Source organism: Enterovibrio makurazakiensis, assembly GCF_050336585.1.
GTDB lineage: Bacteria > Pseudomonadota > Gammaproteobacteria > Enterobacterales > Vibrionaceae > Enterovibrio > Enterovibrio gelatinilyticus.
In genome coordinates this window covers 56,998-71,786 of sequence record NZ_JAKJSE010000009.1, presented here as the reverse complement: position 1 = coordinate 71,786, position 14,789 = coordinate 56,998, and the positions used below count along the sequence as shown (strand labels likewise).

Sequence of the window (14,789 nt, the reverse complement as noted above, 5' to 3'; positions counted from 1 at the left end):
ATTTCATTCACAATTGAAACAAAGACGCTAATGCATTGATAAAACGCGATTCAGCGCGGTGAAAAGGGCGTAGCGAGTGATGGGTTTTGTGATCAGCTCCCAGTTCGTATCATAACCAAACTGCTCGATAAGTTGGGCTTTAGGCAGTCCTGACATCAAAACAACGGGCAAAGAGGGGTGGTGGCCTTCTAGCGTGTTTCTTAATCCGATCCCTGTTTCTGTGTCGCCTAAGTTAATGTCACTTATCACGCAGTCATGTTTGATGGTATCACTGAGCGTTAGCGCCTCATTGGCTGATCTTGCCAACATGACCGTTGCGCCTTGTTCTTCGAGTAGCTGGGCGATGGGTTGTGAAACGTCACTATCGTCATCCACTAAGAGAATTGATACCCCGTTGAGATCGATTGTGTCCATATTTGTGGGGGTTGAATGGTCATATTGAGGCACTCGGACTGATTTGGCGTCGTAGATGGGCAAAAGCATGCTGATTGTCGTGCTTTTACCCTGACGAGATTCAATCGTGATGTCTCCTGATGATTGCTCGACAAACCCATAGACCATACTGAGCCCTAAACCGCTGCCTTTGCCTTTTTCCTTGGTAGAGAAAAACGGCTCCATCACTTTGCTGATATGTTCGGGGTGAATGCCGCAGCCTGTGTCTTCAATATCAATGATAACTGCCAATTGTTGTTGGCGAAGCAAACAACACAGACGTGTAGTGAGGGTGACTGTTCCCCCATTAGGCATGGCGGCATTGGCATTGAGAAGTAAATTCATCAGTGCATTCTCCAACCCACTTTTGTCGACATAGATGTCGATGTCTTGAGGGTAATGAATGATGGAGAGTTGTTGGTTGAAGTCCAAAGAGTATTCCATGAGATCGGATAATTCATCGATGGTTTGCATCAAGTTGACGGGCTCAGGGTTTAATGGTTGTGTTCGGCTGAATGAAAGTAGGCGTTCAATGAGCTGACTGCCTTTTTCTGTCACCGACAAGGCCCTTGTTAAATAACGTCGGCTGGTGTCGTCGAGGGCGTTAGAGATATCAAGCAACTCGAGGTTGCCATTTAGGGCGGATAGCAGGTTGTTGAAGTCATGGGCTATGCCACCAGTAAGCTGCCCGAGTGTTTCCATTTTCTGTGATTGCTTGAGCGCCAAGTCGATCTGACGAATTTCTGTTAAATCTCGATATAGCGTAATAAAGCCCCCGGAAGGGATAGGTTGACTGCGATACTCGATAATTCGCCCATCTTTAAAGTGACGTTCAAAAAGAAGCGGCTCTTTATGCCTTAGACGGGTGTAAGCATCATCTTGTAGCCCATTCTCTGTCACTGCTTGTTGTCGTCGAGGGGATAGCTGCTGTTGGATCTCTTCAATTGACATACCTAGCGCAAGTTGGCTGTGTTCAAGACCGAGCAAAGACGCATATTTATTGTTCCACGCTAACAAACGGTTGTTGCCATCAAATGCACTGAGGCCATCCTGCATTTCGTGGAAAATCGTTTCGAGGAGGACATTTTGGTTGAAAAGGTCTTGTGTGATACGCGCTTTTTCGACGGCATTTTTCTGAAAAGCCAAGAAAGCGGTCGCTAGTTTTCCAATTTCATCTTGGCGAGAAAGTTCGATTGGTGTTTGGTTTGTATCACCGTGCACGAGGTTGAGCATTTCATCGGTGACGCTGACCAGATCCTTTGCCATGCGATCATTAAAGCGATAGAGGTAGAACACCCCAATCACCAATGATAGCAATATCAACACCATCACCAGCATCACTCGGTTAATGGCTGATTGGGCAAGCCGTTGCTGTTCACTCACTTCTTTCTGGTGGGCTGCGACTATGTCGCGGACATGCTCTGTCATCCTATCTGAGTGAGCTCTGATGGAAGCCAATAGAAACGCGTTTTCAGCTCTCAAGGACTTGATATGCGCATTACCTCGTGTGAGTGATGCAAGAACCGGCATGATTTGTTGGACGGGCAGCGGCGATTTCAAGTGAGCTTGCTCCAAAGAACGGGTTACCTGCTGAATCCAACCTTGAGAAATACGCGTAGGGTCTTGGCGAAAAGCCGTTATAAAAGGTTGACCGAAAGGGTGTTCGTTCAGTGAATCCAGCGAAAATTGCTGCGCCATGAGATCTTCACGAATAAACAATTCTCGTTCGACATTCGACATGAGTTTGTCGAGCGTGCCTTCTACTTCCTGAATGCGCTGGCTTAATTCGCTTGCGTAAGTGGCTGTTGTCAAACTCAGCGCTTCATCGCTCAGCGCATCAGCTCTCGCTTGGAGTTGTTTCTTCTCATTTTGAATCTGATGAGGCCTTGCGGAGGCGGCGGTATATGGTGCTAAAGCAGCGATTTGTGCCACACCTTCTGAAAGGTTTAATGCGGTTTGGGTATCTACCAGTGTGGTTTGTGTGATCCTGTCTAAAAGATACTGGTTTTGCCAAAGTGTGAACAAAGAAAACCCCGCCATCAGTGTCGTCAGTATCAGCAACACAGATAGCGTCAGCATTAAGTGAGGGCGAATACTCTTTCTGCGCATTAACTGGCGTTGTTCGCTCGTTGAACTCGTTTTGTCACGGGCGAATCGAAACAATAGCCAACCCCTCGTTCAGTTTTGATGAGGCAAGGGATCCTCGGGTTGGCCTCAATTTTCCGCCGAAGACGAACAACCAAGACATCAATGGTGCGATCCATGGAATCTGAATCGTAGCCATGTGTTCGCTCCATCAAGTGTTCGCGAGTCAATACGCGTTGAGGTGAAGAGATGAACGCCTCCAACAGAGAAAACTCGCCATAAGTCAGGCAAGGTTGATTCCCGTTGGCATGCTGAAGTTGGCGGCGAGAAAGAAATAACGTCCAATCGGCGAATTGATAGACGGTTTCATTGTTTTCAATCGGTAAGCGTTGCAGTGAGGTGTTTTGGCTTCGGCGTAATAGTGCATTGACACGGGCTGTAAATTCGCGAAGGTTGAATGGCTTCATCATGTAGTCATCCGCCGCGACTTCAAGGCCAATGATACGGTCTGTTTCGTCGCCTTTGCCGGTTAACATCATGATGGGAATGTCGCTGCTCGCTCTAAGCTGTCGCGCCAGTTGCAAGCCGTCTTCATTGTGCAAGCGCAGGTCAATCACTGCGAGGTCTACATCGGTGGTTGCTTGCATTTCCTGACTGTTCGAAACCGATGTGACAGTGTAACCAATTTGACGTAATGCGTCTGTTAATACAGCCCTGACATCTTGCTCGTCATCAACGACGACAATGTGGGAAGCGACACTGCTCATAGTAGCTCCTTTACTTTTAATTCCTTTTCCGCCGTCCAGTGTTTCTCGTTACTGTGGCCTGTAAAGACTTTAAAAGTAGAAGACAGAAACAATAAGAGGCGTCCAACGTTGTAGACTTCACCCGCTTTGTCTTTGATATATCCGTGAATTGATTTTAGTTAGGCTGGTTATCCGCGGAGACCTGCAGGTTGCTTGGGTATATACCCAAACAATCTGAAGATGCAGGATTCAGCGAGGTTTACTGACGTCGTGGTCAAGGCGTCCCTTTGCCGATGTAGTGATCTCCATCAAAAAGGGATAACACCGAGCATGGCGTCAGTAAACTCGCCCGAAGGGAGGCCGTCAGTGCGTCCACTTCTTCGTTAAATTCCTGTGAGATAGAATGACTATTTCTACAAGAATTTGCCTTGAATTGAACGTCCTGATGGCCTCTGAAATCGAGCATCTTCAGGTTGATTGGGTATATACTGCCAAGGTCAATCTAATCTCTGAGGCTACTTTGCAATACCAAGAAGGATTTCTAATCAGTCGCCATAGTCGCGACATCGGTGATACCACTGAGCTTGTTCTTTGGGTGCAGACAGTGACAGGCCCTGCCAAGCTCGTCATCACTGGCGAGAAACCCGTATTTTTTGTGGCAAGCGAAGATGCTGATTCCGTGCAGCAGTCTTTGTCATCCTCTGGTCTTTCTTTTCAATGCAAACCACTTGGCCTTTCTGACTTTTCGCACCGAGCTATTTCTGGTGTCTATTTCAATACGATCAGCGCAGCAACGCGAGCGTCGAGAATACTGCAAGCGGAAGGCTTCGATCCCTTTGAAGCAGATGTTCGGTTATCAGACAGATATCTGATGGAGCGTTTTATCTGTGGTGGATTGACGTTTTCAGGCACAGCCTCACAGCGCAATGGTTTCGTTGAGTATCGAAATGTCAAAACCAAAGCGTCAGAGTATTCCACGTCGCTTTCTCGAGTTTCGTTGGACATTGAATGCTCAGAGAAAGGCGTGTTGTACTCCATTGGTTTCGACAGTGAAATGGATAGCCGAGTGATCATGGTTGGTCCCACACCAGATAATGCTGATGAAATGCCTTGGATTGACTGGGTCGAAAACGAACTCGCGTTGCTTAAGGCGCTGAATACATGGTTTGACCGCTTTGATCCCGATGTAGTGGTGGGCTGGAGTGTGGTTGACTTTGATTTCCGCCTGCTCATGAAGCGCGCGGCGTTTAACAACATTGAATTACGGTTGGGTAGAGGCAGAGAAAAAGCGCATTGGCGTGATTCGAATAACAGCCGTCAGGGATTTATTACCTTGCCGGGACGCGTGGTGATTGACGGAATTGATGCCTTGAAAACTGCGACCTACAGTTTTCGCTCTTGGTCTTTGGAATCCGTATCTAGAACCATGTTTGGCGAAGGAAAGGCGATAGATAATCCGTATGACCGCATGGATTCTATCAACCGTATGTTTCGTGACGATAAGCCCGCGCTGGCCAAATACAACCTGCAAGACTGTGTGTTGGTAAACCGTATATTTTCAGAAACGCATTTGATGGAGTTTCTCATTCAGCGCAGTCGTTTAACCGGTATTGAGCTTGATCGTATTGGTGGGTCAGTGGCTGCGTTTACCAACCTCTATATGCCACGTTTGCACCGTGCTGGTTATGTCGCCCCGACGCTGACAAGTGAGAACTGGATAGCTAGCCCGGGTGGCTATGTGATGGACAGTAAGCCGGGGCTATATGGTTCGGTATTGGTTCTCGACTTCAAATCCCTGTATCCCTCCATTATCCGGACGTTTTTGATTGATCCGCTAGGCCTGATCGAAGGTTTGAAATCCGAAGATGAAAGCACGACAGTACCTGGATTTCGGGGCGGTATCTTCCACCGAGAGAAACATTTTCTTCCCGCGATGATTGAAAACCTCTGGAAAGCGCGAGATGAAGCTAAGCGACAAGGTGAGAAGGCGTTTTCTCAAGCGATTAAGATCATCATGAACTCCTTCTACGGGGTGCTGGGTTCATCCGGTTGTCGTTTCTTTGACCACCGCTTGGCATCATCAATTACCATGCGTGGTCATGAAATCATGAAGCTAACGCGAGAGCTGATTGAAAACCAAGGCTATGAAGTGATCTACGGAGACACGGATTCAACCTTCGTGTCTTTGGGGCGAGAATTCAGTAATGAAGAAGCTGACGAAGTGGGGCAGGCGCTGGTGGTGCACATTAACCAATGGTGGGATAAGCACTTAAGTGATGAATATCAGATCCCATCTTCGCTCGAAATCGAGTACGAAACGCATTACCAGAAATTCTTGATGCCAACCATCCGTGGTCAGGATACGGGAAGCAAAAAGCGCTATGCCGGTTTGGTCGATAAACATGGCGAGCGCCACATTGTTTACAAAGGGTTAGAAACGGTGAGAACAGATTGGACGCCACTTGCCCAAGAGTTTCAGCAAACTTTGTACCAACGGGTCTTCGATGGAGAAGACATTGAGGACTATGTCCGACAAACGGTGGAAGATACGTTACGCGGTCACAATAATGATAAGCTGATATATAGAAAGCGACTTCGCCGTAAGTTGTCGGATTATGAAAAGAATGTTCCTCCGCATGTGAGAGCGGCACGTAAAGCCGATGCGGTAAATGAAAAGCTGGGAAGGGCGAAGCAATATCAGCATGGTGGCTGGATCGAGTATGTCATTACGTTGAATGGACCTGAACCATTGGAAGCGTTAGAAAGTCAGTATGACTACCAGCATTACGTTGATAAACAGCTGAAACCGATTGCGGACGGTATCTTGCCTTTCATAGGTAAAAGCTTCGACGCATTGTCGATGCCTCAATTGGGGCTGTTCTGACAAATGATGACGATAACTATTACTATGAGTTGGAGTGATGARTGATAGCGCTGCATCACTTTGTGCATTCAGTCTCTTATCTGATTTACTTTTCTCGCCGAAAGTCGTTTGAATGAATACAAACGCTAGCCACGCAACGAGGTGCGATATTGGAGCAACTTGATTTCTTTACAGTACCCAGCCCGTGTATTGGTGTTTGTCAGGCCAATAACAAAGGGTATTGCAAAGGTTGCTTTCGCAGCAGGGATGAGCGGTTTCAATGGAATGACTTTAGCAGTGAACAGAGACGTAATGTGGTTCGTCTTTGTAAGCAACGATACCAGCGTATTTTGAAGGCCAAGCTCGCCAAAGATGCAATGCAGAGTGCAGAAGAGATCAACCCACAGCAATCTTTGTTTGCTGATGATGAATCGCCAGGTGATGACGCCTAAAACGAGGTAGCATTGTTTGGGTTTTTACCTGAGTTATCTGCCAAGTGCCAAGTAATAGACATAAAAAAAGCGCCGATAAACGGCGCTTTTTTTCGTCTCATTCACATCTTGAAAGAGTGAAGAGCCTTCAAGCTCAAACGCAATTAGATGCGGATGAAGTCCATGTGCATGACTTTAGGCTTGAACGGGTGACGTTGGATGTCTTGTGGCTTAACGCTAACTTCCTGGCCGTCGATTACTAGAGTAATCGCTTCGTAGAACTCAGGCTTATCCATTTGGTTGATCACGATGTTGTGCTCAAGTGCGATTGCAACTGGAGCTGCTTCGCCACCGTAAACTACTGCTGGGAATTGGTTAGTTAGACGCAGGCGGCGGCTCGCACCCTTACCCTGCTCAGTACGTACTACTGCTTCGAATTTCATAATAAATACTCTTTAAAATAGAGAGTTGAAAATAAGTACCCAGCTTGCGACCAATCTAGATACCAAGTAAATCGAGCGCGGATACTACCACCCACCTATGAGATTAACAAGTGTTATCGGGGGCTTATGCTAGATCTGGCGCCCGATTGGTGGAGCTTTGAGCGATAACGCGACGTTATGCGTGTTATTGCGCTTAGATAACATGTTGTGGCGGTGATTTTACTCGTTTATTGGTGAGTCGCCAAACGGTGAAGCGAATGGCTCATTAATCATGCCGCGTTGTTGATCATCTCGGTCACTTGCTGTTGTGATGCAAACTGATCGAGGTCGAATATTTTATCGCGTATCGCCCAAAATCGGCCATTTTTACGCGCTACGACAAAATCTGGAAGTCGAAGCCTGTGCTCGGCTTTAACGATCTTTGACGGTGCAGTGTCGGTAAACGGGCGATGACGGTCAACCAAGTGCGGGTTGATAAACTTAGCCAGAAACTCTTCTTTTTGTCGTTTTGTTGAAAGCGGCCAGACTTCATGAATCTCGGCACCATCATGCCCAATGTAAGTGACTTTAAGCTGCGGCTTATCGAATTTATTTCTTCCCGCCACCAGACGCATGTCGGCGCATGCCATGATCATGGCATCTTTGAGCTTCAATGCATCACGTAATTTTTTGTCTGGATCGACAAGAATATGATCGCATTGATGGCAACGTCGTGCGGCAATGTCGTTGTCTGCACCACATTCGCTGCAATACTTGGCGCGAAAGCGATAACCACAGATTTCCCGTTCGCCTTCGTCGTCCTCAAAATATCCCTGACAGCGACGACCGTAATGTTCAATCAGATAGCCGTTATCGTCGAGTTTTCCCCAGAAATTGTTATTGAACCCGCACGCAGGGCAAGGAACGGTCACAATCTCACTGTCACTATCCGGCTTTGGATCGCCAATCTCGGGTTGATAAAGGTCATAGACGTTGCCGGCGTAATCCAGAATGAGGCAATCTTTTTTGCCTGGAGAAAGGCGTAAACCTCGTCCCGCAATTTGTTGATAGAGGCTGACAGATTCAGTAGGGCGTAATATAGCGATCAGATCGACATGGGGTGCATCAAACCCCGTGGTGAGAACTGACACATTGACCAGGTATTTAATTTGCCGCTTCTTAAAGCGTTGGATGATGTCGTCACGCTCATCCAAGGGCGTGTCGCCGATCACTAATGCGGATTCTTCAGGGGGAAGCAGTGTAAGGATTTCTTGGGCATGCCTAACCGTTGCTGCGAACACCATCACGCCATGGCGATCTTTCGCGTACTGCATTACCTGCTCAACGATTTGAGGGGTAGCTCGTGGCGCATTTTCTATGACACGGTCGAGATCTGCTTCTTTATAAAAGCCAGTAGGAGACGCTTTTAGTGAGGAAAAATCATAGCTAAGTACTGGAGCATCTAAGACTTTTGCTTCAGTTAGAAACCCTTCATCCAGCAAGAAGCGAATAGGCAGCTCGAAAATACAATCACGAAAGAAGCGATACTTTTCACTTCGTACCCGTCCGGCAGTGTGAAATTGGTAAATCCAGCCCATTCCCAGTCGGTACGGTGTTGCTGTTAGACCGAGTACTTTAATGCCAGGGTTAACCTGCTGAAGGTGGGATATCACTTTGCGGTAACTGCTGTCTTCGTTGTCCGGTACGCGGTGGCACTCGTCGATAACGAGTAGCGAAAATTGATCTTTGAATGCGTCAAGATTTCGAACAACAGATTGCACAGAGGCGAACACCACTTTGTCCGAGCTCTCTTTACGGCCTAAACCTGCAGAAAAAATGCCGCCTTTAAGCCCATATCCTTCGTATTTTTCATGATTTTGTTCAACCAGTTCTTTTACGTGAGCAAGCACAAGAACCCGACCGCGGGCAAGTTTGGCCAATTCAGCAATCACTAAGCTCTTTCCAGCACCCGTGGGCAGTACCGCAACGGCAGGCGTGGAGTGTTGGCGGAAGTAATGAACAACCGCTTTTACAGTGTCAGATTGGTAAGGACGAAGGGTATACATGCAATTAAAAAGGCAGCTGTTTTTGGCTGCCCAGTGTAGCGAGGGATGGGGACTTTAGCTAGCGATCTAGCCAACTCCGTTTCCCGTTCTAACGCACCATTCGCTTTGTCATCAGACAATGTTGGCGACGCGGCATGTAGTCAAATTGCTCATAGAACTCACGTGCACCACTATTACCGATATTCACTTCTAGAATCACAGCATGGCAGTCGCGTGTTTGTACGTGAGATTCAATGTTCGGTAATACATACGAACCGACACCTTGACGTCGCCAATCTTGGGATAGAAAGATCTGATCTATCACTGCGATTCGACCACCTAGCTCAATGCTAAAACTGTAGCAAATTACGACAAAGCCAATGATTTCTTCCTCGCCGTCTTGCTCTAGGGCGATTAGGAATACGTCACCATGTGCAGGATTCGCAATCAAGAAATTGAAAGCGGACGTGACATGCTCTACATCAAAGGAGAGTGCTTCGTGATCATGCATGTGTTTTGACAGCTCAAGGAGCCTTGGCATTGACTCTGTGGAAGGAGACTGCAGAGATATATTCATAAATTCTTCCCTAATCAACATGTTAACCAATGCGAGAGTATATACCCAAACAACATGAAGATGCTAGATTTCGAGGTCATCAGAGTGTCCACTTCATCGTTAAATTCCAGTGAAATAGAATGACTATTCCTACACGAATTTGCCTTGAATCGAACACTCTGATGACCTCCCTCCTGGCGATTTTACTGACGTTATGCTCGGTGTTATCCCTTTTTGATGGAGATCGCTACACCGATAAAGGGATGCCTTGAGCATCGCGCTAGTCAAGCGCGCTGAATCCTGCATCTTCGGGTTGCTTGGGTATAAATATAAAAAGAAGATCTCAGGATTAGACTGTAACGAATATGTTAAGTTCGCCACCTCTTAGTTATAGACAGACGGAGCAAGAGTGCAATTTCATTCTCGTAATATGAGATTGAATATGCGTTTTTAACTGTACCTTTATGTCGAACTTCCTATAATGCGCGCTTTAAGAGCATCACGGACAATAGACAATGATCAGGCTAGACAAATTTCTTTGTGAAACGGTAGGCGTTACTCGTACTCAAGCAGCTAGGCTGCTTAAAGAAAAACGCGTGACGGTTAACGGTGACATCGTTAAGAGTGGCGCAGTGAAAATTGCAGAAGATGCAGATGTTGAGTTCGATGGTGCGTCGCTGCGTTTGTCTGGTCCTCGTTACATCATGATGAATAAGCCTGAGGGCTATGTGTGCTCACATGAAGACGGGCATAACCCTACGGTTTTTGTTCTACTAGAAGAAGTTGGTGCAGAAAAGCTGCACATTGCTGGACGCCTAGATTGCGATACCACCGGTCTTCTACTTCTGACTGATGACGGACAATGGTCTCACCGAGTGACATCACCTAAACACAAGTGCGATAAAACCTATCGCGTTTGGTTGGACGATCCTATCTCTGATGACACTGCAGAAGCGTTCACAGACGGCGTTGCACTTCGCGGCGAGAAATCGGACACCTTGCCTGCTCAACTTGAAGTGCTGGCAGAAAAAGAAGCCTTGTTGACGATCCACGAAGGCAAATACCACCAAGTGAAACGTATGTTTGCAGCGGTAGGAAACAAAGTTGTTGGCCTGCACCGTGAATCAGTGGGCGAACTGGTGCTTGATGAATCACTTCAGCCGGGTGAATACCGCTCGCTAACGCAAGAAGAGATTGCGTTCTTTCTGCCATAAAATAATGCCTAGAACGCGCTGATTATTTAACGATTCTTGGTTCAAATTCAAAAACGCTGCGAAGATATGTTCTCGCAGCGTTTTTTGTATGTGCTTTCCAGTCAGTCACTAGACCGGGGAGTTGTGCATGGCAGTGCGATGGATATATCTTATCGTGATGATGAAAATTTCTTCTTAATTATCTGTCAGTTAGTGATGATCCCGTTTGTGTCTAAATAGAAAGTCATTATTTCCTCAAGGGAATTAATCATAGTGCTATTATGTGAGCCAGACACAGTTTTGAACTGTCCCTCTTTTTTCTTCATCTTTTCTTCTTAAGGTATACATGACAACGAATGCGATACATCCGCCAGCTCAACAGCTGACATTTCTTTTGATCCTCGTTCTCGGGGCGATAGCGGCTTTGACGCCGCTTGCTATAGACATGTATTTACCCGCAATGCCAGACATTGCGAAAGAACTTGATGTAGCCCCTGGTTTGGTTCAGCGAACACTTGCCGCTTACACAGCCGGTTTTGCGCTCGGACAGCTCATTCATGGGCCGATATCTGATAGCTATGGTCGCCGTCCTGTTTTGATCGTTGGCGTTATCATGTTCCTGATTGGCGCGGTGGTGAGTGCCAATGCCAATGACATTGAAACGCTGACATATATCCGAGCTGCACAAGGCTTCTGTGGTGCTGCTGCTGCAGTAGTCATACAAGCGCTAGTGCGTGACATGTTCGATAAAGAAGATTTTGCTCGAACTATGTCGTTCATCACCTTGGTCATGACCGTCGCCCCATTAGCAGCGCCTATGATTGGTGGTTACCTGGCGGTTTGGTTTGGTTGGCGTTCAATCTTTTGGTTGTTAGCAGGTTTTGCCGCGCTGGTTATCGTATTGGTGGTGACACTAATTCCTGAAACCCTTCCCGTTCAAGGGCGTCCGCCTCTTAGAATCGGTTCGACGTTGCGTAACTACCTAAAAATACTGCGAAACAAACAATCGATTGGATACATCATTGCATCCGGTTTTTCGTTCGCGGGAATGTTCTCCTTCTTAACGGCAGGGTCATTCGTTTACATCGACTATTACGGTGTAAGCACGGAGAACTTTGGTTATCTGTTCGGCCTTAACGTTGTGTGTTTGATTGTGATGACGTCATTCAACGGCAAGTTTGTGCGCCGTATCGGTAGTGAAAACATGTTGAAAATCGGTTTGATGATCCAGCTGGTGGCGGGTATTGCACTCATCGTTTGTCAGCTCCTCAATCTCGGATTGTGGGGTACTGTTATTCCAGTCATGTTGTTTGTTGGTACCATTTCGATAGTGGGCAGTAACTCGATGGCATGCGTATTGAGCGCATACCCAGAGCTGGCAGGTACCGCATCGTCATTGGCTGGCACAATGAGATTTGGCATCGGTACACTTGTTGGTGGTATAGTCGCCGCCATTCCTGTTCACTCAGCTTGGCCCATGACGGGTGCTATGGCTGCGTGTGCGATTCTATCTGCTCTGTTTTACTGGGGCTTAGCAAAAAAATAAGATCATGAGCTACATAATAGAAATTAAATCCGTGGTGGATACCGCGCTTAGCGAACTTAACGACGCGAAGGCGGCGGGGAAAATACAAAGTAATCCAGTGAGTGAAGATTCGTTTCTTTGCCGTTGGGTTGCGCAGTCGGCTAAACGACAGCGTTTTGATCCCATTGTGGTTAAAGATTTGACCTCATGGGTTCAACAAGGCCGCAGCATGGGCAAAAATGCCAACATCAAAGGCCAGATGGAGCACATCGCGGCAGTCTATCACGATCAATTCCCGGAGGGGGATGAGCATGCTCCGATCATGCTTAGTCAGTTCGAGGATTTATTGACTGATCTTGAAGAGAATGACTGGATGGTGCATACCGATCAGGAAATTAACCGTAAAATGCGCGTGATTTCGGATGGCCAGCATTCCTTTGTCGCAAACAGCGCTGCGCTTGAAAAGAGCTTCAACGAAGAGGGTGAGCTTGTGAAGCCTTTGAGTGTGTATGTTCGAGGCCGCGAGCCGCAGTTTATCGAGATGTTTTTGTCTCATGGCTTCTTGGCGACCAAAGTTACCGATTACAAGTCGATCATTAAATACCATGGCGAATACAAATTTTGGCCGCGTAACCAAGCAAATTGCTTAGTGGTGTTACCTGAGAGCCTAAAAGCGTAATTTGTTGCTCTAAACGACATTTAGTGACGATTTAGCAAAATCAGCGGTGTGAAGGTGTAATAACCTTGGCACCGCTTTTTTTTGCCAATGCGAACGCCATACCGCGAAAAATGAATAAGTGTGCTGGCATCATGGCGAACCAGTACAATAACCCGCGAAATCCTGCAGGGTGCCACCATGCGCGAATATCCAATGTTCGATATTCACCATGATCAACGATGGTAAACTCAAGTCTACCTAGACCGGGCGCTTTCATACCAAACAGTAACGAAAGGTGGAGGTTATCTTCACACCGAATGACTTTCCAGCTGTCGATGTAATCACCCACCTTTAGTGAATCAGGAGCGGGGCGTCGCTTCTTCAGCGCATTTCCCCCAACCGCTGCATCCATATAAGCACGAAGCGTCCACAGCGCGTCGCCAAAGAAATACCCTTCGTCGCCGCCAACATGGCGTATTTTGTGCCAAAGATCATGTGCGGTTGCATCAGTGTCAACACAGAATCCCGCTTGTTTAGGGTAATAGCCATAGCCTTTGTGCCACCTAGCGAGAGCTTCAGAGTCAAACCCCCAAATGTCATTTTTCACCACATCACTTTCATTAGACAATGCAGATTCAACGGCTTGCTCAAAGCTGATTTGGGGCAAAGAAATCTGCGTTGATAAGTCGGTTCCAGTCGGAAGTAAATTGTAATTCAAACCGTGAATGAGAGATTGGGCAATGGGCTTAGGTACTGTGGTGACAATGCTTAGCCAGTGCGTCGCCATGTTTGGCGTTAAGAATGGTACTTTGAAAATAGTAATACGTTTATTAATGATCCGAGCAAAACGTCTCATTTGATTCTCGTAGCTGATGACTTCAGGCCCTGAGGCGTCAAAGGTCGCTGAATCTTGTATCGGCAAGGTTATGGCAGCGATGAGATAACCAATCATGGTGTCGAGGGCGATAGGGCGAGACTGGGACTGAATGGTGACGGGCGCCGTAATAATAGGGAGGTGGGAAACAATATCACGCATCACTTCAAAGGCTGCCGAGCCTGAACCAATGACAATACCAGCCCTTATTTCAATGATTTGCTTACCTGAGTCTCTCAGTATATTTCCAGTGGCTTTGCGAGCCGCGAGGTGCGTTGATGACACTCCCTCTGGCTGGGTTGCGCCGAGATAAACAACGCGTTTAACCATGCTGTTGGCAAGAGCTCGAGACATGTGATGTGCCATATCCAATTCGTATTGGTAAAAGTCAGAACCCGACGCCATGCCATGAGCAAGATAAAAAACGGTAGATACACCTTCTAATGCACGTGAAAGCCCATCTCCATGGTAAAGGTCTACTTGTTGTGACTCGAGACAAGGGTGTTCGAACCATGGCTGATTACGAACCCTAGAAAGCCGACGACTCGCAGCAACAACAGTGTATTGGTTCTTCAGTAACTCTGACACTAAATGATGGCCAATGTATCCTGTTGCACCAATGACAAGAACTTTACCAGTGACTGCTTGCATGTTACCCCGAGTCTAATTGGTGAAAAAGTGAGCATTCAGCATTCTCGAATTCTGCTGGAAAAGTGAACATCTTTCGTTATTACATCGTATTGTCAGCACAATGTCAGAGAAATGACCATATCATGCATTTGCCGTGAAAACGAGACAGCATGGGGGTTCTGAATGAATATGTAGGCACTCCGCGGGACAAAAAATGCACGGGTTAAATGATGGGGATGAGTGACCGAGATAAATTGTCAAAATGAGCACTTGGTTCAAATTGCTTTCTTGACGCCCGATATTGGGGTAAATTGCTTGACCAATCGTTT

The 14,789-nt window shown here is 46.9% G+C and carries 11 protein-coding genes; 5 read left to right on the top strand and 6 right to left on the bottom strand.

Going from position 1 to position 14,789, the window contains the following annotated elements; genetic code table 11:
* Window positions 1-27 precede the first annotated feature (27 nt).
* Both L4D06_RS07560 and L4D06_RS07555 read right to left on the bottom strand, forming a co-directional pair.
* A complete protein-coding gene (locus tag L4D06_RS07560; RefSeq protein ID WP_429738571.1) occupies window positions 28-2,595 on the bottom strand; it encodes a hybrid sensor histidine kinase/response regulator in 2,568 nt (855 codons plus the stop codon).
* A complete protein-coding gene (locus tag L4D06_RS07555; RefSeq protein WP_429738570.1) occupies window positions 2,541-3,284 on the bottom strand; it encodes a winged helix-turn-helix domain-containing protein in 744 nt (247 codons plus the stop codon). Before L4D06_RS07555 ends, L4D06_RS07560 begins: the two co-directional genes overlap by 55 nt.
* A 499-nt stretch (window positions 3,285-3,783) precedes the next feature.
* On the opposite strand from L4D06_RS07555, the gene L4D06_RS07550 reads away from it, so the two are divergent.
* Together L4D06_RS07550 and L4D06_RS07545 are read left to right on the top strand one after the other, a co-directional pair.
* Window positions 3,784-6,147, top strand: a complete 2,364-nt coding sequence (locus L4D06_RS07550) for a DNA polymerase II (protein WP_429738720.1) — start codon at window positions 3,784-3,786, stop codon at window positions 6,145-6,147.
* A gap of 149 nt (window positions 6,148-6,296) precedes the next feature.
* Window positions 6,297-6,578 carry a DUF1289 domain-containing protein gene (locus L4D06_RS07545; RefSeq protein WP_429738568.1) on the top strand — a complete coding sequence of 94 codons (282 nt, stop codon included), beginning with the start codon at window positions 6,297-6,299 and terminating at the stop codon, window positions 6,576-6,578.
* A 143-nt stretch (window positions 6,579-6,721) separates the two neighbouring features.
* On the opposite strand, the gene rplY is transcribed toward L4D06_RS07545, so the two are convergent.
* The 3 genes from rplY to L4D06_RS07530 form a co-directional block, all read right to left on the bottom strand.
* Window positions 6,722-7,000: a 50S ribosomal protein L25 gene (gene rplY, locus L4D06_RS07540; RefSeq protein ID WP_274162653.1), complete on the bottom strand. Its 279-nt coding sequence runs from the start codon at window positions 6,998-7,000 to the stop codon at window positions 6,722-6,724.
* Between the two features lie 269 nt (window positions 7,001-7,269).
* Complete coding sequence (radD, locus tag L4D06_RS07535) at window positions 7,270-9,045, bottom strand: DNA repair helicase RadD (RefSeq protein WP_429738566.1); 1,776 nt, start codon at window positions 9,043-9,045, stop codon at window positions 7,270-7,272.
* An 88-nt stretch (window positions 9,046-9,133) separates the two neighbouring features.
* Window positions 9,134-9,601 carry a GNAT family N-acetyltransferase gene (locus tag L4D06_RS07530; protein ID WP_274162651.1) on the bottom strand — a complete coding sequence of 156 codons (468 nt, stop codon included), beginning with the start codon at window positions 9,599-9,601 and terminating at the stop codon, window positions 9,134-9,136.
* Between the two features lie 497 nt (window positions 9,602-10,098).
* Here L4D06_RS07530 and rsuA point away from each other — a divergent pair, with 497 nt between their 5' ends.
* The 3 genes from rsuA (at window position 10,099) to L4D06_RS07515 (ending at window position 12,977) form a co-directional block, all read left to right on the top strand.
* On the top strand, window positions 10,099-10,794 hold the full coding sequence (rsuA, locus tag L4D06_RS07525) for a 16S rRNA pseudouridine(516) synthase RsuA (protein ID WP_274162744.1): 696 nt from the start codon (window positions 10,099-10,101) through the stop codon (window positions 10,792-10,794).
* A gap of 325 nt (window positions 10,795-11,119) precedes the next feature.
* Complete coding sequence (locus tag L4D06_RS07520) at window positions 11,120-12,319, top strand: Bcr/CflA family multidrug efflux MFS transporter (protein ID WP_429738564.1); 1,200 nt, start codon at window positions 11,120-11,122, stop codon at window positions 12,317-12,319.
* Between the two features lie 4 nt (window positions 12,320-12,323).
* Entirely contained in the window at window positions 12,324-12,977 is a 654-nt protein-coding gene (locus L4D06_RS07515; RefSeq protein ID WP_274162649.1) for a DUF2913 family protein, read from the top strand.
* 40 nt (window positions 12,978-13,017) lie between these two features.
* Here L4D06_RS07515 and L4D06_RS07510 read toward each other — a convergent pair whose 3' ends face one another.
* Window positions 13,018-14,481, bottom strand: coding sequence for a DUF2867 domain-containing protein (locus tag L4D06_RS07510; RefSeq protein ID WP_429738562.1), 1,464 nt, complete (start codon window positions 14,479-14,481; stop codon window positions 13,018-13,020).
* Window positions 14,482-14,789: the final 308 nt, after the last annotated feature.

What these genes read in the sequence shown, in the direction of transcription:
- L4D06_RS07555 (WP_429738570.1), bottom strand. Translation starts at nt 3,284, where the DNA reads ATGAGCAGTGTCGCTTCCCACATTGTCGTCGTTGATGACGAGCAAGAT.
- rplY (WP_274162653.1), bottom strand. Translation starts at nt 7,000, where the DNA reads ATGAAATTCGAAGCAGTAGTACGTACTGAGCAGGGTAAGGGTGCGAGC.
- radD (WP_429738566.1), bottom strand. Translation starts at nt 9,045, where the DNA reads ATGTATACCCTTCGTCCTTACCAATCTGACACTGTAAAAGCGGTTGTT.
- L4D06_RS07530 (WP_274162651.1), bottom strand. Translation starts at nt 9,601, where the DNA reads ATGAATATATCTCTGCAGTCTCCTTCCACAGAGTCAATGCCAAGGCTC.
- L4D06_RS07520 (WP_429738564.1), top strand. Translation starts at nt 11,120, where the DNA reads ATGACAACGAATGCGATACATCCGCCAGCTCAACAGCTGACATTTCTT.
- L4D06_RS07515 (WP_274162649.1), top strand. Translation starts at nt 12,324, where the DNA reads ATGAGCTACATAATAGAAATTAAATCCGTGGTGGATACCGCGCTTAGC.
- L4D06_RS07510 (WP_429738562.1), bottom strand. Translation starts at nt 14,481, where the DNA reads ATGCAAGCAGTCACTGGTAAAGTTCTTGTCATTGGTGCAACAGGATAC.